27 protein-coding genes are annotated in these 19470 nt (G+C 54.7%); all 27 read right to left on the bottom strand.

Annotated elements, in window-relative coordinates; all coding sequences use genetic code 11:
* Positions 1-1329: a preprotein translocase subunit SecY gene (gene secY, locus HBO10_RS21480; RefSeq protein WP_003194637.1), complete on the bottom strand. Its 1329-nt coding sequence runs from the start codon at positions 1327-1329 to the stop codon at positions 1-3.
* Positions 1330-1767 (bottom strand): 50S ribosomal protein L15, encoded by a 438-nt coding sequence (rplO, locus tag HBO10_RS21485; RefSeq protein WP_003176407.1) that lies wholly within the window; start codon positions 1765-1767, stop codon positions 1330-1332.
* A gap of 3 nt (positions 1768-1770) precedes the next feature.
* A complete protein-coding gene (gene rpmD, locus HBO10_RS21490) occupies positions 1771-1947 on the bottom strand; it encodes a 50S ribosomal protein L30 (protein WP_003176408.1) in 177 nt (58 codons plus the stop codon).
* A gap of 2 nt (positions 1948-1949) precedes the next feature.
* Positions 1950-2450, bottom strand: coding sequence for a 30S ribosomal protein S5 (rpsE, locus tag HBO10_RS21495; RefSeq protein ID WP_003176409.1), 501 nt, complete (start codon positions 2448-2450; stop codon positions 1950-1952).
* Positions 2451-2453: 3 nt separating this feature from the next.
* On the bottom strand, positions 2454-2804 hold the full coding sequence (rplR, locus tag HBO10_RS21500) for a 50S ribosomal protein L18 (RefSeq protein WP_003186037.1): 351 nt from the start codon (positions 2802-2804) through the stop codon (positions 2454-2456).
* A gap of 10 nt (positions 2805-2814) precedes the next feature.
* Positions 2815-3348, bottom strand: a complete 534-nt coding sequence (rplF, locus tag HBO10_RS21505; protein WP_003194640.1) for a 50S ribosomal protein L6 — start codon at positions 3346-3348, stop codon at positions 2815-2817.
* Positions 3349-3360: 12 nt separating this feature from the next.
* Positions 3361-3753: a 30S ribosomal protein S8 gene (gene rpsH, locus HBO10_RS21510; protein WP_003176413.1), complete on the bottom strand. Its 393-nt coding sequence runs from the start codon at positions 3751-3753 to the stop codon at positions 3361-3363.
* A gap of 208 nt (positions 3754-3961) precedes the next feature.
* A complete protein-coding gene (gene rpsN, locus HBO10_RS21515; RefSeq protein ID WP_003176414.1) occupies positions 3962-4267 on the bottom strand; it encodes a 30S ribosomal protein S14 in 306 nt (101 codons plus the stop codon).
* 13 nt (positions 4268-4280) lie between these two features.
* Positions 4281-4820, bottom strand: coding sequence for a 50S ribosomal protein L5 (gene rplE / locus HBO10_RS21520; protein WP_003194642.1), 540 nt, complete (start codon positions 4818-4820; stop codon positions 4281-4283).
* Between the two features lie 22 nt (positions 4821-4842).
* Complete coding sequence (rplX, locus tag HBO10_RS21525; protein ID WP_003176416.1) at positions 4843-5157, bottom strand: 50S ribosomal protein L24; 315 nt, start codon at positions 5155-5157, stop codon at positions 4843-4845.
* 11 nt (positions 5158-5168) lie between these two features.
* Complete coding sequence (gene rplN / locus HBO10_RS21530; protein WP_002555479.1) at positions 5169-5537, bottom strand: 50S ribosomal protein L14; 369 nt, start codon at positions 5535-5537, stop codon at positions 5169-5171.
* 23 nt (positions 5538-5560) lie between these two features.
* Complete coding sequence (gene rpsQ, locus HBO10_RS21535) at positions 5561-5827, bottom strand: 30S ribosomal protein S17 (protein ID WP_003194644.1); 267 nt, start codon at positions 5825-5827, stop codon at positions 5561-5563.
* 2 nt (positions 5828-5829) lie between these two features.
* On the bottom strand, positions 5830-6021 hold the full coding sequence (rpmC, locus tag HBO10_RS21540) for a 50S ribosomal protein L29 (protein WP_002555481.1): 192 nt from the start codon (positions 6019-6021) through the stop codon (positions 5830-5832).
* Positions 6021-6434: a 50S ribosomal protein L16 gene (gene rplP, locus HBO10_RS21545; RefSeq protein ID WP_003176421.1), complete on the bottom strand. Its 414-nt coding sequence runs from the start codon at positions 6432-6434 to the stop codon at positions 6021-6023. Before rplP ends, rpmC begins: the two co-directional genes overlap by 1 nt.
* 12 nt (positions 6435-6446) lie before the next feature.
* Positions 6447-7133: a 30S ribosomal protein S3 gene (rpsC, locus tag HBO10_RS21550; protein WP_003176422.1), complete on the bottom strand. Its 687-nt coding sequence runs from the start codon at positions 7131-7133 to the stop codon at positions 6447-6449.
* A gap of 13 nt (positions 7134-7146) precedes the next feature.
* A complete protein-coding gene (gene rplV / locus HBO10_RS21555; RefSeq protein WP_003103908.1) occupies positions 7147-7479 on the bottom strand; it encodes a 50S ribosomal protein L22 in 333 nt (110 codons plus the stop codon).
* A gap of 11 nt (positions 7480-7490) precedes the next feature.
* The gene (gene rpsS / locus HBO10_RS21560; RefSeq protein ID WP_002555486.1) at positions 7491-7766 is read right to left on the bottom strand and encodes a 30S ribosomal protein S19; all 276 of its coding nucleotides are present in this window, start codon (positions 7764-7766) and stop codon (positions 7491-7493) included.
* Positions 7767-7782: 16 nt separating this feature from the next.
* Positions 7783-8607 carry a 50S ribosomal protein L2 gene (rplB, locus tag HBO10_RS21565; protein WP_003186055.1) on the bottom strand — a complete coding sequence of 275 codons (825 nt, stop codon included), beginning with the start codon at positions 8605-8607 and terminating at the stop codon, positions 7783-7785.
* Between the two features lie 14 nt (positions 8608-8621).
* Positions 8622-8921: a 50S ribosomal protein L23 gene (rplW, locus tag HBO10_RS21570; protein WP_002555488.1), complete on the bottom strand. Its 300-nt coding sequence runs from the start codon at positions 8919-8921 to the stop codon at positions 8622-8624.
* Positions 8918-9520 (bottom strand): 50S ribosomal protein L4, encoded by a 603-nt coding sequence (rplD, locus tag HBO10_RS21575; protein ID WP_003176424.1) that lies wholly within the window; start codon positions 9518-9520, stop codon positions 8918-8920. Before rplD ends, rplW begins: the two co-directional genes overlap by 4 nt.
* Before the next feature lie 12 nt (positions 9521-9532).
* Positions 9533-10168, bottom strand: a complete 636-nt coding sequence (rplC, locus tag HBO10_RS21580) for a 50S ribosomal protein L3 (RefSeq protein ID WP_003194649.1) — start codon at positions 10166-10168, stop codon at positions 9533-9535.
* Positions 10169-10249: 81 nt separating this feature from the next.
* Positions 10250-10561, bottom strand: coding sequence for a 30S ribosomal protein S10 (gene rpsJ / locus HBO10_RS21585; protein WP_003186070.1), 312 nt, complete (start codon positions 10559-10561; stop codon positions 10250-10252).
* A 158-nt stretch (positions 10562-10719) separates the two neighbouring features.
* Positions 10720-11913, bottom strand: coding sequence for an elongation factor Tu (gene tuf / locus HBO10_RS21590; RefSeq protein ID WP_005791980.1), 1194 nt, complete (start codon positions 11911-11913; stop codon positions 10720-10722).
* 30 nt (positions 11914-11943) lie between these two features.
* Entirely contained in the window at positions 11944-14049 is a 2106-nt protein-coding gene (gene fusA, locus HBO10_RS21595; protein WP_003194651.1) for an elongation factor G, read from the bottom strand.
* 30 nt (positions 14050-14079) lie between these two features.
* Positions 14080-14550: a 30S ribosomal protein S7 gene (gene rpsG, locus HBO10_RS21600; protein ID WP_002555493.1), complete on the bottom strand. Its 471-nt coding sequence runs from the start codon at positions 14548-14550 to the stop codon at positions 14080-14082.
* A gap of 118 nt (positions 14551-14668) precedes the next feature.
* Positions 14669-15040, bottom strand: a complete 372-nt coding sequence (gene rpsL, locus HBO10_RS21605) for a 30S ribosomal protein S12 (RefSeq protein ID WP_002555494.1) — start codon at positions 15038-15040, stop codon at positions 14669-14671.
* 216 nt (positions 15041-15256) lie between these two features.
* Positions 15257-19456 (bottom strand): DNA-directed RNA polymerase subunit beta', encoded by a 4200-nt coding sequence (rpoC, locus tag HBO10_RS21610; protein ID WP_003194653.1) that lies wholly within the window; start codon positions 19454-19456, stop codon positions 15257-15259.
* Positions 19457-19470: the final 14 nt, after the last annotated feature.

Consider the following 19470-nt stretch of genomic DNA (forward strand, 5'->3'; position numbering starts at 1 on the left):
TCAGCGCAACATGCCGCTGCCGTAGCCCTTCAGGTTGGCTTTCTTCATCAGGGATTCGTACTGGTGCGAAACGAGGTGCGATTGTACTTGGGACATGAAGTCCATCACAACCACGACCACGATCAGCAACGAGGTCCCGCCAAGGTAGAACGGAACGTTTGCTGCAACCACCAGGAACTGGGGCAACAAGCACACGGCCGTCATATATAGAGCACCGAACAGGGTCAAACGAGTCAGAACGCCATCAATGTAGCGTGCCGACTGCTCACCTGGACGGATGCCCGGAATAAAGGCACCGGACTTCTTCAGGTTTTCCGCTACGTCTTTCGGATTGAACATCAACGCCGTATAGAAGAAGCAGAAGAAAATAATCCCTGCACTAAACAGCAGAATATTCAACGGCTGACCAGGAGCGATCGACTGAGAGAGGTCCTGCAGCCAGCCCATATTTTCAGACTGACCAAACCAGGTACCCAACGAAGCCGGAAACAGCAAGATGCTGCTCGCGAAAATTGCCGGAATAACACCGGCCATATTCACTTTCAGCGGCAAGTGGCTGGTCTGCGCAGCGAAGACCTTACGGCCCTGCTGACGCTTGGCGTAGTGAACAGCAATACGACGCTGGCCACGCTCAATGAACACCACAAAACCGATAATCGCTACTGCCAGCAAACCGATGGCAACCAAGGCGAAGATATTGATATCACCCTGACGCGCAGACTCGAAAGACTGCCCGATTGCTCTCGGAAGACCGGCGACGATACCTGCGAAAATCAACATCGAGATACCGTTGCCAACACCACGCTCAGTAATCTGCTCACCCAGCCACATCATGAACATCGCACCAGCCACAAACGTGGATACCGCGACGAAATGGAAGCCAAAGTCACCAGTGAACGCAACGCCCTGCCCCGCCAGGCCAACGGACATGCCGATAGCTTGAACCAGGGCGAGGACGACAGTGCCGTAGCGGGTGTACTGGCTAATCTTGCGACGGCCAGCTTCACCTTCCTTCTTCAACTGCTCCAGCTGCGGGCTGACGGCTGTCATCAGCTGCATGATGATCGATGCCGAGATATACGGCATGATCCCCAGTGCAAAGATGCTCATCCGCTCCAGCGCGCCGCCGGAAAACATGTTGAACAAGCTAAGAATGGTCCCCTCATTCTGTCGAAACAGGTCTGCGAGTCGGTCCGGGTTGATACCTGGAACCGGGATGTGTGCGCCTATTCGGTAGACGATAATCGCCAGGAACAGAAAACGCAGACGAGCCCAAAGTTCAGACATACCGCCTTTGCCGAGCGCTGAGAGAGCACCTTGCTTAGCCATTTATTCCTCGAACTTGCCGCCAGCTGCTTCGATAGCCGAACGCGCACCTTTGGTGGCGCCGATTCCCTTGCCGATAGTGACAGCGCGAGTCACTTCACCGGACAGCATGATTTTCACACGCTGTACGTTGACGTTGATCACGTTGGCATCTTTCAGGGTCTGCACAGTAACGATGTCGCCTTCCACTTTAGCCAGCTCGGACAGACGCACTTCTGCGCGGTCCATGGCTTTCAGGGATACGAAACCGAACTTAGGCAGGCGACGATGCAGCGGCTGTTGACCGCCTTCAAAGCCTGGAGCGATGGTGCCACCGGAACGGGAGGTTTGACCTTTGTGGCCACGGCCACCAGTCTTACCCAAACCGCTACCGATACCACGGCCCGGACGATGCTTTTCGCGACGGGAACCCGGCGCTGGACTCAGATCATTGAGTTTCATCGATTAACCCTCTACACGCAGCATGTAGTAAGCCTTGTTGATCATCCCGCGATTCTCGGGAGTATCCTGGACTTCTACAGTGTGACCGATGCGACGCAGACCCAAACCTTTAACGCACAATTTGTGGTTAGGGATGCGGCCGGTCATGCTTTTGATCAGCGTTACTTTAACGGTAGCCATGATCAGAAGATCTCCTTGACAGTCAGACCACGCTTGGCAGCGATGGACTCAGGAGATTGCATAGCCTTCAGACCCTTGAAAGTGGCGTGAACCACGTTTACCGGGTTAGTCGAGCCGTAGCACTTGGCCAGAACGTTCTGAACGCCAGCAACTTCGAGGACAGCACGCATAGCGCCGCCAGCGATGATACCGGTACCTTCAGAAGCAGGCTGCATGTACACCTTCGAAGCGCCGTGAGCGGACTTCATTGCGTACTGCAGAGTGGTGCCGTTCAGATCAACTTGAATCATGTTGCGGCGAGCAGCTTCCATTGCCTTCTGGATCGCGGCAGGCACTTCACGTGACTTGCCACGGCCGAAGCCAACACGCCCTTTACCATCACCCACCACGGTCAACGCGGTGAAAGTGAAGATACGGCCGCCTTTAACGGTTTTGGCTACGCGGTTAACTTGAACCAGCTTCTCAATGTAGCCTTCGTCGCGCTTTTGGTCGTTATTTGACATAACTTAGAACTCCAGCCCAGCTTCACGAGCAGCATCAGCCAGCGCTTTCACGCGGCCGTGGTACTTGAAGCCAGAGCGGTCGAAAGCCACTTGCGAGACGCCAGCGGCCTTAGCACGCGTAGCGACCAGCTGGCCAACCTTTGTGGCCGCGTCGATGTTGCCAGTGGCACCATCACGCAGTTCTTTATCCAAAGTCGAGGCGCTTGCCAAGACTTTGTTGCCGTCGGCCGAGATGACCTGGGCGTAGATGTGCTGCGACGAGCGGAACACGCAGAGACGCACGACTTCGAGTTCGTGCATTTTCAGGCGTGCTTTGCGAGCGCGACGCAGTCGAGTAACTTTTTTGTCGGTCATTTGCTATGCCCTACTTCTTCTTGGCTTCTTTACGACGGACGACTTCGTCCGCGTAGCGCACACCTTTGCCTTTGTACGGCTCTGGTGGACGGAAGTCGCGGATCTCAGCGGCCACTTGACCTACCAGCTGCTTGTCGATGCCCTTGATCAGGATATCAGTCTGGCTAGGAGTCTCAGCAGTGATGCCCGCTGGCAGTTCGTAATCCACTGGGTGCGAGAAGCCAAGGGCAAGGTTCAAAACCGTGCCTTTTGCTTGCGCTTTGTAACCAACACCGACCAGCTGGAGCTTACGCTCGAAGCCTTGGCTTACGCCTTGGACCATGTTGTTTACCAACGCACGCGTGGTACCGGCCATTGCGCGAGTTTGTTGATCGCCATTGCGAGCAGCGAAACGCAGCTCACCAGCTTCTTCAACGATCTCAACGGACGAATGGATGTTCAGTTCAAGAGTACCCTTGGCACCCTTCACCGAAAGCTGTTGGCCTGCGAATTTGACTTCGACACCGGCTGGCAGCTTAACGGGGTTCTTAGCGACGCGAGACATGCTTATCCCCCCTTAGAACACAGTGCAAAGAACTTCGCCGCCGACACCGGCAGCGCGCGCAGCACGATCCGTCATCACACCTTTGTTGGTGGAGACGATAGACACGCCCAGACCGCCACGAACTTTCGGCAGATCTTCAGCGGACTTGTACTGACGCAGGCCTGGACGGCTAACGCGCTTCACTTCCTCGATGACCGAACGGCCTTCGAAGTACTTCAGCTCGATGGACAGCAGTGGTTTGATTTCGCTGCTGATCTGATAACCCGCAATGTAGCCTTCGTCTTTCAGGACTTTGGCAACAGCTACCTTCAACTTGGAAGATGGCATGCTTACGACGGACTTTTCAGCCATCTGGGCATTACGGATACGAGTTAGCATGTCCGCTAACGGGTCCTGCATACTCATGGGCTAGACGCTCCTAATACAAAAAAATTAGCCTTGCGGCTACATATGTCGCCGAGAATCTCCGAGCACAAAAAACACGGGCTCAGGCGAGCCGCGTATTTTAGACATACTCCAGAAATGAAACAAGCCCCAAAAGGGGCTTGATCCAGATTCAAGGTCACCGGCGGTCAGTATCTTGCGATTCCGACCACCTGGACGTTGAAAGTACTTACCAGCTGGCTTTAACCAGACCTGGTACGTCACCACGCATTGCCGCTTCACGCAGTTTGTTACGGCCGAGGCCGAACTTGCGGTAAACGCCGTGTGGACGACCGGTCAGGCGGCAGCGGTTACGCATGCGCGAAGCGCTTGCGTCACGTGGCTGCTTCTGCAGAGCAACTGTAGCTTCCCAACGCGCTTCTGGACTTGCGTTCAGATCAACGATGATTGCTTTCAGTGCTGCACGCTTCTTGGCGTACTTGGCAACCGTGAGCTGACGCTTCAGCTCGCGGTTTTTCATGCTCATCTTGGCCATGGTCCTACTCCAATCAGTTGCGGAACGGGAATTTGAACGCACGCAGCAGAGCGCGGCCTTCATCATCGTTCTTGGCAGTGGTGGTCAGGGTGATGTCCAGACCGCGGAGAGCATCGATCTTGTCGTAGTCGATTTCCGGGAAGATGATCTGCTCTTTAACGCCCATGCTGTAGTTACCACGACCATCGAAGGACTTGGCATTCAGGCCGCGGAAGTCGCGGACCCGAGGCAGGGAGATCGACAGCAGACGATCCAGGAATTCGTACATACGCTCACGGCGCAGAGTCACTTTGACGCCGATCGGCCAACCTTCACGGACTTTAAAGCCAGCGATGGATTTCCGAGCGTAAGTCACAACGACTTTTTGACCGGTGATCTTTTCCAGGTCAGCAACAGCGTGCTCGATGACTTTTTTGTCGCCGATCGCTTCGCCCAGACCCATGTTCAGGGTGATTTTGGTGACGCGCGGAACTTCCATCACATTCCCGAGCTTAAGTTCTTCCTTAAGCTTAGGGGCGATTTCCTTCCGGTAAATCTCTTGTAGTCGTGCCATGGTCTAATCTACCTAGCAGTGTTCAAGCATCAACCGCTTTTTGGGTCGACTTGAAGACACGAATTTTCTTACCGTCTTCTACTTTGAAACCAACGCGGTCAGCCTTGTTGGTTTCGCCGTTGAAGATGGCGACGTTAGAAGCGTCCAGCGGAGCTTCTTTCTCGACGATACCGCCCTGCACGCCCGACATCGGGTTAGGCTTGGTATGACGCTTGACCAGGTTCAGACCACCGATAACCAGACGGTTATTGGCGAGAACCTTAAGCACCTTACCGCGCTTACCTTTGTCTTTGCCGGCGATCACGATGATCTCGTCGTCACGACGAATCTTTTGCATGTCGGATCTCCTTACAGCACTTCTGGGGCGAGCGAGACGATCTTCATGAACTTCTCAGTACGAAGTTCACGGGTCACTGGCCCAAAGATACGGGTGCCGATCGGCTCTTGCTTGTTGTTCAGAAGAACAGCAGCGTTGCCATCAAAGCGGATAATGGAGCCATCAGCACGACGTACGCCGTGACGAGTGCGGACTACAACAGCAGTCATCACTTGGCCTTTTTTCACCTTACCGCGAGGAATTGCTTCCTTCACGGTAACTTTGATGATGTCACCGATACCAGCGTAACGACGATGGGAGCCACCCAGCACCTTGATGCACATAACACGGCGAGCGCCGCTGTTATCGGCCACATCGAGCATGGATTGAGTCTGAATCATATAATTTCTCCGACCCCTAGTCCTTAGACTTCCACAGCGCGTTCGAGAACATCAACCAGTGCCCAAGACTTGGTCTTGGCCATCGGACGAGTTTCACGAATAGTGACTTTGTCGCCGATGTGGCACTGATTGGTTTCGTCGTGCGCGTGCAGCTTAGTCGAACGCTTAACATATTTACCGTAGATCGGGTGCTTAACGCGACGCTCGATCAAAACGGTGATGGTTTTGTCCATCTTGTCGCTGACAACACGGCCAGTCAGCGTACGGACAGTCTTTTCGGCTTCAGCCATGATCACTTACCTGCCTGCTGGTTGAGCACAGTCTTCACGCGAGCGATGTCACGCTTAACTTGCGAGAGCAGATGAGACTGCCCCAACTGGCCAGTTGCTTTCTGCATACGCAGATTGAACTGGTCGCGCAGCAGGCCGAGCAGTTGCTCGTTCAGCTGCTGTGCGGATTTTTCACGAAGTTCATTCGCTTTCATCACATCACCGTCCGTTTAACAAAGGAGGTGGCGAGCGGCAGCTTTGCAGCAGCCAGGGCGAAAGCCTCACGCGCCAGCTCTTCAGAAACACCCTCGATTTCATACAGGACTTTGCCTGGCTGAATCTGGGCTACCCAGTACTCCACGTTACCCTTACCTTTACCCATCCGAACCTCGAGAGGTTTTTTGGAGATCGGCTTGTCCGGGAATACACGGATCCAGATCTTGCCGCCACGTTTTACGTGACGGGTCAGAGCACGACGCGCTGACTCGATCTGACGAGCGGTGAGACGACCACGAGCTACAGACTTCAGCGCGAACTCGCCGAAGCTGACTTTGCTTCCGCGCTGAGCCAGACCACGGTTGTGGCCTGTCATCTGCTTGCGGAACTTCGTACGCTTAGGTTGCAACATTTGGCGTACCCCTTACTTAGCAGCTTTTTTACGAGGCGCTGGTGCTTGTGGTTTCAGTTCTTCTTGGCGACCACCAATTACTTCGCCTTTGAAGATCCAAACCTTTACACCGATCACACCGTAAGTGGTGTGAGCTTCGTAGTTGGCATAGTCGATGTCGGCACGCAGGGTGTGCAGTGGCACACGACCTTCGCGATACCATTCAGTACGTGCGATTTCAGCACCGCCGAGACGACCGCTCACTTGGATTTTGATGCCTTTGGCACCAATGCGCATGGCGTTCTGTACGGCGCGCTTCATAGCGCGACGGAACATTACGCGACGCTCCAGCTGCTGAGCTACGCTCTGCGCAACCAGCATACCGTCGAGCTCCGGCTTGCGGATCTCTTCGATATTGATGTGCACAGGCACACCCATTTGCTTGGTCAGGTCCTGACGCAGTTTCTCAACATCTTCACCTTTCTTCCCGATAACGATACCTGGACGAGCGGTGTGGATGGTGATACGTGCAGTTTGCGCCGGACGATGGATATCGATACGGCTTACGGACGCGCTTTTTAGTTTGTCTTGGAGATACTCACGCACCTTCAGATCAGCGAACAAGTAGTCCGCATAAGTCCGACCGTCTGCGTACCAGACGGAGGTGTGCTCCTTGACGATTCCCAGGCGAATGCCAATGGGATGTACTTTCTGACCCATCTCTTCGACTCCGTTACTTGTCAGCAACCTTGACAGTGATATGGCAAGACCGCTTGACGATGCGATCAGCACGGCCTTTGGCACGTGGCATGATGCGCTTCAGCGAACGCCCTTCGTTGACGAAAACGGTGCTGACCTTCAGGTCATCAACGTCTGCGCCTTCGTTATGCTCGGCGTTGGCTACGGCCGACTCCAGCACTTTCTTCATGATCTCGGCGGCTTTCTTACTGCTGAAAGCCAACAGGTTGAGCGCTTCGCCCACCTTCTTCCCGCGGATCTGGTCGGCGACCAAGCGGGCTTTCTGGGCGGAGATTCGAGCGCCCGACAACTTAGCGGCTACTTCCATTTCCTAACCCCTTAACGCTTGGCTTTCTTGTCTGCCACGTGCCCACGATAAGTGCGGGTACCGGCAAACTCGCCCAGTTTGTGGCCGACCATGTCTTCGTTAACGAGAACTGGGACGTGTTGACGACCGTTGTGTACAGCGATGGTCAAACCGACCATTTGTGGCAGGATCATCGAACGACGCGACCAGGTCTTAACTGGTTTGCGATCGTTCTTTTCCGCCGCCACTTCGATCTTCTTCAGTAGGTGAAGATCAATAAAAGGACCTTTTTTCAGAGAACGTGGCACTGTCGTATCCCTCTATTTACTTGCGACGACGGACGATCATTTTGTCGGTACGCTTATTACCACGAGTCTTCGCGCCCTTAGTCGGGAAGCCCCATGGCGATACCGGATGACGACCACCAGAGGTACGACCTTCACCACCACCGTGTGGGTGGTCAACCGGGTTCATGGCAACACCACGAACGGTTGGGCGAACGCCACGCCAGCGTTTGGCACCAGCTTTACCCAACGAACGCAGGCTGTGCTCGGAGTTCGAGACTTCACCCAAGGTCGCACGGCATTCAGCCAGTACTTTACGCATCTCACCAGAACGCAGACGCAGGGTCACGTAGACACCTTCACGAGCGATCAGCTGAGCCGAAGCACCAGCGGAACGAGCGATCTGTGCGCCTTTACCTGGCTTCAATTCGATGCCGTGTACGGTGCTACCAACTGGAATGTTACGCAGTTGCAGAGCGTTGCCCGGCTTGATCGGTGCCAGAGCACCTGCGATCAGCTGGTCGCCAGCACTCACGCCTTTAGGGGCGATGATGTAGCGACGCTCGCCATCTGCGTACAGCAGCAGAGCGATGTGAGCAGTACGGTTTGGATCGTATTCGATACGCTCGACAGTGGCAGCGATGCCATCTTTGTCGTTGCGACGGAAATCGACCAGACGATAATGCTGCTTATGGCCACCACCGATGTGACGAGTGGTAATGCGACCATTGTTGTTACGACCACCAGACTTCGATTTTTTCTCGAGCAGCGGTGCGTGAGGAGCGCCTTTATGCAGCTCCTGGTTGACCACCTTGACCACAAAACGGCGGCCAGGGGAAGTCGGTTTGCATTTAACGATTGCCATGATGCACCCCTTCCTTACTCAGCACTGCTGCTGAAATCGAGATCTTGGCCTGGCTGAAGGGAGATAACTGCCTTCTTCCAGTCATTACGCTTGCCCAGACCGCGAGCAGTGCGCTTGCTCTTACCCAGAACATTCAGGGTAGTAACACGCTCTACTTTCACGCTGAACAAGCTTTCGACGGCCTTCTTGATTTCCAGCTTGGTTGCGTCAGTTGCAACCTTGAAAACGAACTGGCCTTTCTTGTCAGCCAGAACCGTAGCCTTTTCGGAAACGTGCGGGCCAAGCAGAACTTTAAATACGCGTTCCTGGTTCATCCCAGCAGCTCCTCGAATTTCTTCACGGCCGACACGGTGATCAACACCTTGTCGTATGCGATCAGACTAACTGGATCGGAACCTTGCACGTCACGTACATCAACGTGTGGCAGGTTACGAGCAGCCAGGTACAGGTTCTGATCAACAGCTTCGGACACGATCAAAACGTCGGTCAGGCTCATGTTGTTCAGTTTGCCCAACAGATCTTTGGTTTTTGGACTTTCAACAGCGAAGTCCTGAACCACGACCAGACGATCAGTACGCACGAGTTCAGCAAGGATGGAGCGCAGTGCTGCGCGGTACATCTTCTTGTTGAGCTTCTGAGAGTGATCCTGTGGACGAGCTGCAAAAGTGGTACCGCCGCCACGCCAGATTGGGCTACGGATAGTACCGGCACGAGCACGGCCAGTGCCTTTCTGACGCCAAGGGCGCTTACCGCCACCACGTACGTCGGAACGGGTCTTTTGCTGCTTGCTACCTTGACGGCCGCCGGCCATGTAGGCCACGACTGCTTGGTGAACGAGCGTCTCGTTGAATTCGCCGCCAAATGTCAGTTCGGAAACTTCGATCGCTTGAGCGTCATTTACATTTAATTGCATGTCAGCTTCCCCTTAACCGCGAGCCTTGGCCGCTGGACGTACAACCAGGTTGCCGCCAGTAGCGCCAGGAACAGCACCCTTGACCAACAACAGATTGCGTTCAGCGTCGACGCGCACTACTTCGAGGGACTGCACGGTCACGCGCTCAGCGCCCATATGACCGGACATTTTTTTGCCCTTGAATACACGACCAGGAGTCTGGCACTGGCCAATAGAGCCCGGGACGCGGTGGGAAACGGAGTTACCGTGAGTGTTGTCTTGACCACGGAAATTCCAACGCTTGATCGTACCCTGGAAGCCTTTACCCTTGGACTGACCGGTTACATCAACCAGTTGACCAGCGGCGAAGATTTCAGCGTTGATCAGATCGCCAGCCTGGTAGTCGCCGTCTTCAAGACGGAACTCCATGACAGTACGACCAGCTGCAACGTTTGCTTTAGCGAAGTGACCTGCTTGAGCAGCAGTCACGCGCGAAGCACGACGCTCGCCGACAGTGACTTGCACTGCACGATAGCCATCGGTTTCTTCAGTTTTGAACTGGGTGACGCGATTCGGTTCGATCTCAATGACCGTGACCGGAATGGAGACACCTTCTTCGGTGAAAATACGGGTCATACCGCATTTACGACCGACTACACCAATAGTCATGTTGTAAACCTCATGAGTGTACGGGGCTTTCACCCGCTATGGCCGCCCATTTCAGAGCGTTACACGACTAAGACCCAAGTCTTAGCCGAGGCTGATCTGTACTTCCACACCGGCCGCCAGATCGAGCTTCATAAGTGCATCAACGGTTTTATCCGTTGGCTGGACGATGTCCAGTACGCGCTTATGAGTACGGATCTCGTACTGGTCACGCGCGTCTTTGTTGACGTGCGGGGAGACCAGAACGGTGAACCGCTCTTTACGGGTAGGCAGTGGAATTGGACCACGCACTTGAGCACCAGTACGTTTCGCGGTTTCCACGATTTCCTGGGTGGATTGGTCGATCAGGCGATGGTCAAAAGCCTTCAACCTGATACGGATTTGCTGATTTTGCATTGGATTTCAGACTCCGGCTGCTATTCCCACCGGGCGCAATACGCCCGTTAAAAGGAGGCGCAATTCTATAGACGCCCTAGATAGGTGTCAACCCAATAAAAAAGGCCCCCGCTAAGCGGGGGCCTTTTCAAAACATCAGAGCTCACTCAAAAGAGAGATTACTCGATGATTTTAGCTACAACGCCAGCACCAACGGTACGGCCGCCTTCACGGATAGCGAAGCGCAGACCGTCTTCCATTGCGATGGTTTTGATCAGGGTAACAGTCATTTGAATGTTATCGCCTGGCATTACCATTTCAACGCCTTCTGGCAATTCGCAGTTACCGGTCACGTCAGTAGTACGGAAGTAGAACTGTGGACGGTAGCCTTTGAAGAACGGAGTATGACGGCCGCCTTCTTCTTTGCTCAGAACGTAAACTTCTGCGGTGAACTTGGTGTGCGGCTTGACCGAACCCGGCTTAACCAGAACCTGGCCACGCTCAACGTCGTCACGCTTGGTACCACGCAGCAGAACGCCGCAGTTCTCGCCAGCACGACCTTCGTCGAGCAGTTTGCGGAACATTTCAACACCGGTGCAGGTGGTGACAGTAGTGTCACGCAGACCAACGATTTCCAGTGGATCCTGAACGCGAACGATACCGCGCTCGATACGACCAGTCACAACAGTACCGCGACCGGAGATCGAGAATACGTCTTCGATTGGCATCAGGAACGGCTTGTCGGTCAGACGAACTGGTTCTGGGATGTAGCTGTCCAGAGTTTCAACCAGTTTACGAACGGCAGTGGTGCCCATTTCGTTTTCGTCGTTGCCTTCCAGAGCCATACGAGCAGAACCGATGATGATCGGAGTGTCGTCGCCCGGGAAGTCGTAAGTGCTCAGCAGATCGCGCACTTCCATCTCAACCAGTTCCAGCAGCTCAGCGTCGTCTACCAGGTCAGCCTTGTTCAGGAAAACCACGATGTACGGAACGCCAACCTGGCGGGACAGCAGGATGTGCTCACGGGTTTGTGGCATCGGACCATCAGCGGCCGAGCAAACCAGGATAGCGCCGTCCATCTGGGCAGCACCAGTGATCATGTTCTTCACGTAGTCAGCGTGACCTGGGCAGTCAACGTGAGCGTAGTGACGAATAGTCGAGTTGTACTCAACGTGCGCGGTGTTGATGGTGATACCACGAGCTTTTTCTTCTGGTGCGCTGTCGATCTTGTCGAAGTCAACACGAGCCGAACCGAAAACTTCGGAGCAGACGCGAGTCAGAGCAGCGGTCAGAGTGGTTTTACCGTGGTCAACGTGGCCGATGGTGCCAACGTTTACGTGCGGTAGGGAACGATCAAATTTTTCTTTAGCCACGACAATTAACTCCTTGCCTAAAGGACTGAATCAGCCTTGTTTTTTGGATACAGTTTCAGCGATGTGCGCCGGAGCTGTGTTGTATTTTTTGAATTCCATAGAGTAGCTTGCGCGACCCTGGGACATGGAACGAACGTCGGTCGCATAACCGAACATCTCGCCCAACGGAACCTCGGCGCGAATCACTTTGCCGGAAACCGTGTCTTCCATACCCAAGATCATGCCGCGACGACGGTTAAGGTCGCCCATGACATCACCCATATAGTCTTCAGGTGTAACAACTTCTACCGCCATGATTGGCTCAAGCAACTCACCACCGCCCTTCTGGGCCAGTTGCTTGGTTGCCATGGAAGCAGCCACCTTAAACGCCATCTCGTTGGAGTCGACGTCGTGGTAAGAACCGTCAAAAACGGTTGCTTTCAGGCCGATCAGCGGATAGCCGGCAACAACACCGTTCTTCATCTGCTCTTCGATACCCTTCTGGATAGCAGGGATGTATTCCTTAGGAACAACACCACCTACTACTTCGTTCACGAATTGCAGACCTTCCTGACCTTCGTCAGCAGGAGCAAAACGGATCCAGCAGTGACCGAACTGACCACGACCGCCGGATTGACGAACGAACTTGCCTTCGATTTCACAGTTCTTCGTGATGCGCTCACGATAGGAAACCTGAGGCTTACCGATGTTGGCTTCGACGTTGAACTCACGGCGCATCCGGTCAACCAGGATGTCCAAGTGCAGCTCGCCCATGCCGGAGATGATCGTTTGACCAGTCTCTTCATCAGTCTTGACGCGGAAAGATGGATCTTCCTGAGCAAGCTTGCCCAGAGCGATACCCATTTTTTCCTGGTCATCCTTGGTCTTAGGCTCTACGGCAACCGAAATAACCGGCTCCGGGAAGTCCATGCGAACCAGGATAATTGGTTTGGCAGCGTCGCACAAAGTCTCACCAGTGGTGACGTCCTTCATGCCGATCAGGGCCGCGATGTCACCAGCGCGTACTTCCTTGATCTCTTCACGGGCGTTTGCGTGCATTTGCACCATACGACCCACGCGCTCTTTCTTGCCTTTAACCGAGTTGATCACGCCGTCGCCGGAGGCCAACACGCCCGAGTAAACGCGAACGAAGGTCAAAGTACCCACGAATGGGTCGGTAGCGATCTTGAACGCCAGAGCCGAGAACGGCTCGTTGTCATCGGCGTGACGCTCCATTTCTTCTTCCTCGTTATCAGGGTTGGAACCCTTGATAGCAGGAATGTCGGTTGGAGCAGGCAGGTAGTCGATAACGGCGTCGAGAACCAGGGGAACACCCTTGTTCTTGAACGAGGAACCGCAAACAGCCAAGACGATCTCACCAGCGATAGTACGCTGACGCAGAGCGGCCTTGATTTCCACGTTGGTGAGCTCTTCACCTTCGAGGTATTTGTTCATCAGCTCTTCGCTGGCTTCGGCAGCAGCCTCAACCATGTTGTTGCGCCACTCGTCAGCCAGTTCCTGAAGTTCTTCAGGGATAGGCTTACGAACAGGAACCATACCCTTGTCGGAATCATTCCAGTAAACAGCTTCCATGTTGATCAGATCGATCTGACCCTGGAAGTTGTCTTCGGAACCGATAGCCAACTGGATAGGCACCGGAGTGTGACCCAGACGCTGCTTGATCTGACCGATCACGCGCAGGAAGTTGGCACCAGCACGGTCCATCTTGTTTACATAAACAAGACGTGGAACACCGTACTTGTTGGCTTGACGCCATACGGTTTCCGACTGAGGCTCAACACCCGAGGTGCCGCAGAACACAACGACAGCGCCGTCGAGTACGCGCAGGGAACGTTCAACTTCAATGGTGAAGTCTACGTGGCCCGGGGTATCGATTACGTTGAAGCGATGCTCGTCTTTGTACTGCTTCTCGGAACCTTTCCAGAAGGCGGTAATAGCAGCAGAAGTAATGGTAATACCACGCTCCTGCTCCTGAACCATCCAGTCTGTGGTCGCGGCGCCGTCATGCACCTCGCCCATTTTGTGACTTTTGCCGGTGTAAAACAGTACGCGCTCGGTGGTGGTGGTTTTACCAGCATCCACGTGAGCGACGATACCGATGTTACGGTAGCGGCTAATCGGAGTAGTACGAGCCATAAAGCCCTCGCAAAATTAGTGAAGCTAAAATTAGAAGCGGTAGTGCGAGAAAGCTTTGTTGGCTTCAGCCATACGGTGCACGTCTTCACGCTTCTTAACAGCAGCACCTTTACCTTCAGCAGCGTCCAACAGTTCGCCGGCCAAACGCAGAGCCATAGACTTCTCGCCGCGCTTACGGGCGAAGTCTACCAACCAGCGCATTGCCAGAGCGTTACGACGGGACGGGCGAACTTCAACCGGAACCTGGTAAGTAGCACCGCCTACACGGCGCGACTTCACTTCGACCAGCGGAGCGATGGCGTCGAGAGCTTTCTCGAAGATTTCCAGGGGGTCGCTGTTCTTGCGTTCTTTAACCTTTTCCAGCGCGCCATAAACGATACGCTCGGCAACGGCTTTCTTGCCGCTTTCCATCACGTGGTTCATGAACTTGGCCAGGATTTGGCTTCCGTATTTTGGATCGTCAAGCACTTCGCGCTTGGCTGCTACGCGTCTTCTTGGCATGGATAAGCCCTCAAACGGTCTTCAGGTTCGCTCGGAATCGGTGCCCTTTCGGGACGCCTCCGACCTTACTCTTATCGACTCAGAAAATAAGATGATTCAGGTTTACAAAAAGCCGCTACTACTTAGGCTTCTTGGTACCGTACTTCGAACGACCCTGGTTACGACCTTTAACGCCGGAAGTATCCAAGGAACCGCGTACGGTGTGATAACGAACACCTGGCAAGTCTTTTACACGACCGCCGCGGATCAGTACCACGCTGTGCTCTTGCAGGTTGTGGCCTTCACCGCCGATGTACGAGGAAACCTCGAAACCGTTGGTCAGACGCACACGGCATACTTTACGCAGTGCCGAGTTAGGTTTTTTCGGCGTGGTGGTATACACACGGGTGCATACGCCACGACGTTGCGGGCAGTTCTGCAGCGCAGGTACGTCGGATTTCTCGACGATACGCTTACGCGGCTGACGTACCAGCTGGTTGATAGTTGCCATCTACTAGCTCCACTGTTGTCTTGCGACGCTATTGTCTTGCAAGAAAAGCAAAATGGCAGGAACGAATTCCCGCCAAATTTAGGGGTACAAGAGTCTAAAGAGGATCTTGTCCCCAGTCAAGGCAAGGCCCCGACCTCCCCTCGCGTCGAACCGGGGCAAAAATGCCTCGATCCGACGAACGGGAGTGCCAGGGCCCAGACTCATCTATCGCAGAACTCAGTTACCGCTTGAGTTCAGCGCTTCGGTCAGTGCAGCTTCCACTTCACTGGCGCTTACGCGCAGCGGCTTGTCAGCATCACGGCGACGCTTACGCTCGCTGTGGTAAGCCAAACCGGTACCTGCCGGGATCAGACGACCCACGACTACGTTTTCTTTCAGGCCGCGCAGGTAATCGCGCTTGCCGGTTACCGCTGCTTCGGTCAGTACGCGAGTGGTCTCTTGGAAGGAGGCCGCCGAGATGAACGACTCAGTGGACAACGACGCCTTGGTGATACCCAGCAGCACGCGAGTGAACTTGGAGACAAACTTCTCTTCGTTCGCCAGGCGCTCGTTTTCTACCAGTACGTGAGTCAGTTCCATCTGGTCGCCCTTGATGAAACTGGAATCGCCGGATTCAGCGATTTCAACTTTACGCAGCATCTGACGCAGGATGGTCTCGATGTGCTTGTCGTTGATCTTCACGCCTTGCAGACGGTAAACGTCCTGGATCTCGTTAACGATGTACTTGGCCAGCGCACTCACACCCAGCAGACGCAGGATGTCGTGTGGATCGCTCGGACCGTCGGAGATAACTTCGCCGCGGTTTACCTGTTCGCCTTCGAACACGTTCAGGTGACGCCACTTCGGAATCAGCTCTTCATACGGATCGCTACCGTCGTTCGGGGTAATAACCAGACGGCGCTTGCCTTTGGTTTCTTTACCGAACGCGATGGTGCCGCTGACTTCAGCCAGAATCGACGCTTCTTTCGGACGACGAGCTTCGAACAAGTCGGCAACACGCGGCAGACCACCGGTGATGTCACGGGTCTTCGAAGTTTCTTGCGGGATACGCGCGATAACATCACCGATCGCGATCTTCGCACCATCCGCTACACCGACCAGGGCGTTGGCTGGCAGGAAGTACTGAGCGATTACGTCAGTGCCTGGCAGCAACAGATCCTTGCCGTTGTCATCGACCATCTTCACGGCAGGACGGATGTCCTTACCAGCAGCTGGACGATCTTTGGCGTCGAGTACTTCAATGTTGGTCATACCGGTCAATTCGTCAGTCTGACGCTTGATCGTGATGCCTTCTTCCATGCCCACGTAGGTCACGGTACCTTTCATTTCGGTAACGATTGGGTGAGTGTGCGGATCCCACTTGGCCACGATTGCGCCAGCGTCGACCTTGTCACCTTCTTTAACCGAAATCACAGCACCGTACGGCAGCTTGTAACGCTCACGCTCACGACCGTAGTCATCAGCGATGGCCAGCTCACCGGAACGGGACACAGCAACCAGGTGACCATCCACTCGCTCAACGTGCTTGAGGTTATGCAGGCGGACGGTACCGCCATTCTTCACCTGAACGCTGTCGGCTGCGGAGGTCCGGCTTGCCGCACCACCGATGTGGAACGTACGCATGGTCAGCTGGGTACCCGGCTCACCGATGGACTGGGCAGCGATAACGCCGACCGCTTCACCGATGTTCACCTGGTGACCACGAGCCAAGTCACGGCCATAGCACTTGGCGCAGATGCCGTAGCGGGTTTCGCAACTGATCGGCGAGCGAACGATCACTTCGTCGATGCTGTTGAGTTCGATGAACTCGACCCACTTCTCGTCAACCAGGGTGCCGGCAGGAACGATAACTTCCTCGGTACCTGGCTTGAATACGTCACGGGCAATAACACGACCCAATACGCGCTCACCCAGCGGCTCTACAACGTCACCGCCTTCAATGTGCGGCGTCATCAGCAGGCCGTGCTCGGTGCCGCAATCGATCTCGGTTACAACCAGATCTTGTGCAACGTCTACCAGACGACGAGTCAGGTAACCGGAGTTAGCGGTTTTCAACGCGGTATCCGCAAGACCCTTACGAGCACCGTGAGTGGAGATGAAGTACTGAAGTACGCTCAAACCTTCACGGAAGTTCGCAGTGATCGGCGTTTCGATGATGGAACCGTCCGGCTTGGCCATCAGGCCACGCATACCGGCGAGCTGACGGATCTGCGCAGCAGAACCCCGTGCGCCCGAGTCGGCCATCATGTACATCGAGTTGAAGGACTCTTGGTCAACTTCGTCGCCGTGACGGTCGATGACTTTCTCTTTCGAGAGGTTGGCCATCATCGCCTTGGACACTTCGTCGTTGGCCTTGGACCAAAGGTCGATCACTTTGTTGTACTTCTCGCCCTGGGTTACCAGGCCGGAGGCGTACTGGCTCTCGATCTCTTTCACTTCGTCAGTGGCAGCACTGATGATGCGAGCTTTTTCATCCGGGATAACGAAGTCGTTAACACCGATGGAAACGCCGGAGATAGTCGAGTAAGCGAAACCTGTGTACATCAACTGGTCAGCGAAGATAACGGTCTCTTTCAAACCAACCACGCGGTAGCACTGGTTGATCAGCTTGGAGATCGCCTTTTTCTTCATCGGCAGGTTGACGACGTCGTACGACAGGCCTTTTGGCACAACCTGATACAACAGCGCACGGCCGACAGTAGTGTCGACGATACGGGTGTTGCTCACGCTGCCGCCGTCACGGTCGTTGACGGTTTCGTGGATCCGCACCTTGACCTTGGCGTGCAGTGCGGCTTCGCCAGCACGGAACACACGGTCAACTTCTTGCAGGTCAGCGAACACACGACCTTCGCCTTTGGCGTTGATCGCTTCACGAGTCATGTAGTACAGACCCAATACAACGTCCTGCGACGGAACGATGATTGGCTCACCGTTGGCTGGCGACAGGATGTTGTTGGTCGACATCATCAACGCACGCGCTTCCAACTGGGCTTCCAGTGTCAGCGGTACGTGCACGGCCATTTGGTCGCCGTCGAAGTCGGCGTTGTACGCAGCACAGACCAGAGGGTGCAGCTGGATAGCCTTACCTTCGATCAGTACAGGTTCAAACGCCTGGATACCCAGACGGTGAAGGGTCGGTGCACGGTTGAGGAGAACCGGGTGTTCGCGGATCACTTCAGCGAGAACGTCCCAAACCTCTGGCAGTTCGCGCTCGACCATTTTCTTGGCCGCTTTGATGGTGGTCGCAAGACCGCGCATTTCAAGCTTGCCGAAGATGAACGGCTTGAACAGCTCGAGTGCCATCTTCTTAGGCAGACCGCACTGGTGCAGACGCAGGGTCGGGCCTACGGTAATTACCGAACGACCGGAGTAGTCAACACGCTTACCGAGCAAGTTCTGACGGAAACGGCCTTGCTTACCCTTGATCATGTCAGCCAAGGATTTCAGAGGACGCTTGTTCGAACCGGTGATAGCGCGGCCACGACGACCGTTGTCGAGCAGGGCATCAACCGCTTCTTGCAACATACGCTTTTCGTTGCGCACGATGATGTCCGGAGCGGACAGATCAAGCAGGCGCTTCAAGCGGTTGTTACGGTTGATCACGCGGCGGTACAGGTCGTTGAGGTCGGACGTCGCGAAACGACCACCGTCCAACGGTACCAGCGGACGCAGGTCTGGCGGCAGAACCGGCAGAACGGTCAGCACCATCCACTCTGGCAAGTTGCCGGAACCCTGGAAGGCTTCCATCAACTTCAGACGCTTGGACAGTTTCTTGATCTTGGTTTCGGAGTTGGTTTGCGGAATCTCTTCGCGCAGACGACCAATCTCGTGCTCCAGGTCGATAGCGTGCAGCAGTTCGCGGACAGCTTCGGCACCCATGCGGGCATCGAAATCGTCGCCGAACTCTTCCAGCGCTTCGAAGTACTGCTCGTCGTTCAGCAGCTGACCTTTTTCAAGGGTGGTCATGCCTGGGTCGATAACGACATAGCTCTCGAAGTAGAGAACACGTTCGATATCACGCAGGGTCATGTCCATCAGCAAGCCGATACGGGACGGCAGCGATTTCAGGAACCAGATGTGGGCAACCGGCGAAGCCAGTTCGATGTGCGCCATGCGCTCACGACGAACCTTGGCCAGTGCGACTTCAACGCCACACTTCTCACAGATCACACCCCGGTGCTTCAAGCGCTTGTACTTACCGCACAGGCACTCGTAATCCTTTACCGGGCCAAAGATCTTGGCGCAGAACAGGCCGTCACGCTCAGGTTTGAACGTACGGTAGTTGATGGTTTCCGGCTTTTTAACTTCACCGAACGACCACGAACGGATCATCTCAGGCGATGCCAACCCAATACGGATGGCGTCGAACTCTTCGACTTGACCCTGGTTTTTCAGCAAATTCAGTAGGTCTTTCAAGGCCTTTCCTCCTG

The sequence above is a fragment of the Pseudomonas sp. WS 5503 genome (assembly GCF_012985385.1).
Lineage (GTDB): Bacteria > Pseudomonadota > Gammaproteobacteria > Pseudomonadales > Pseudomonadaceae > Aquipseudomonas > Aquipseudomonas paracarnis.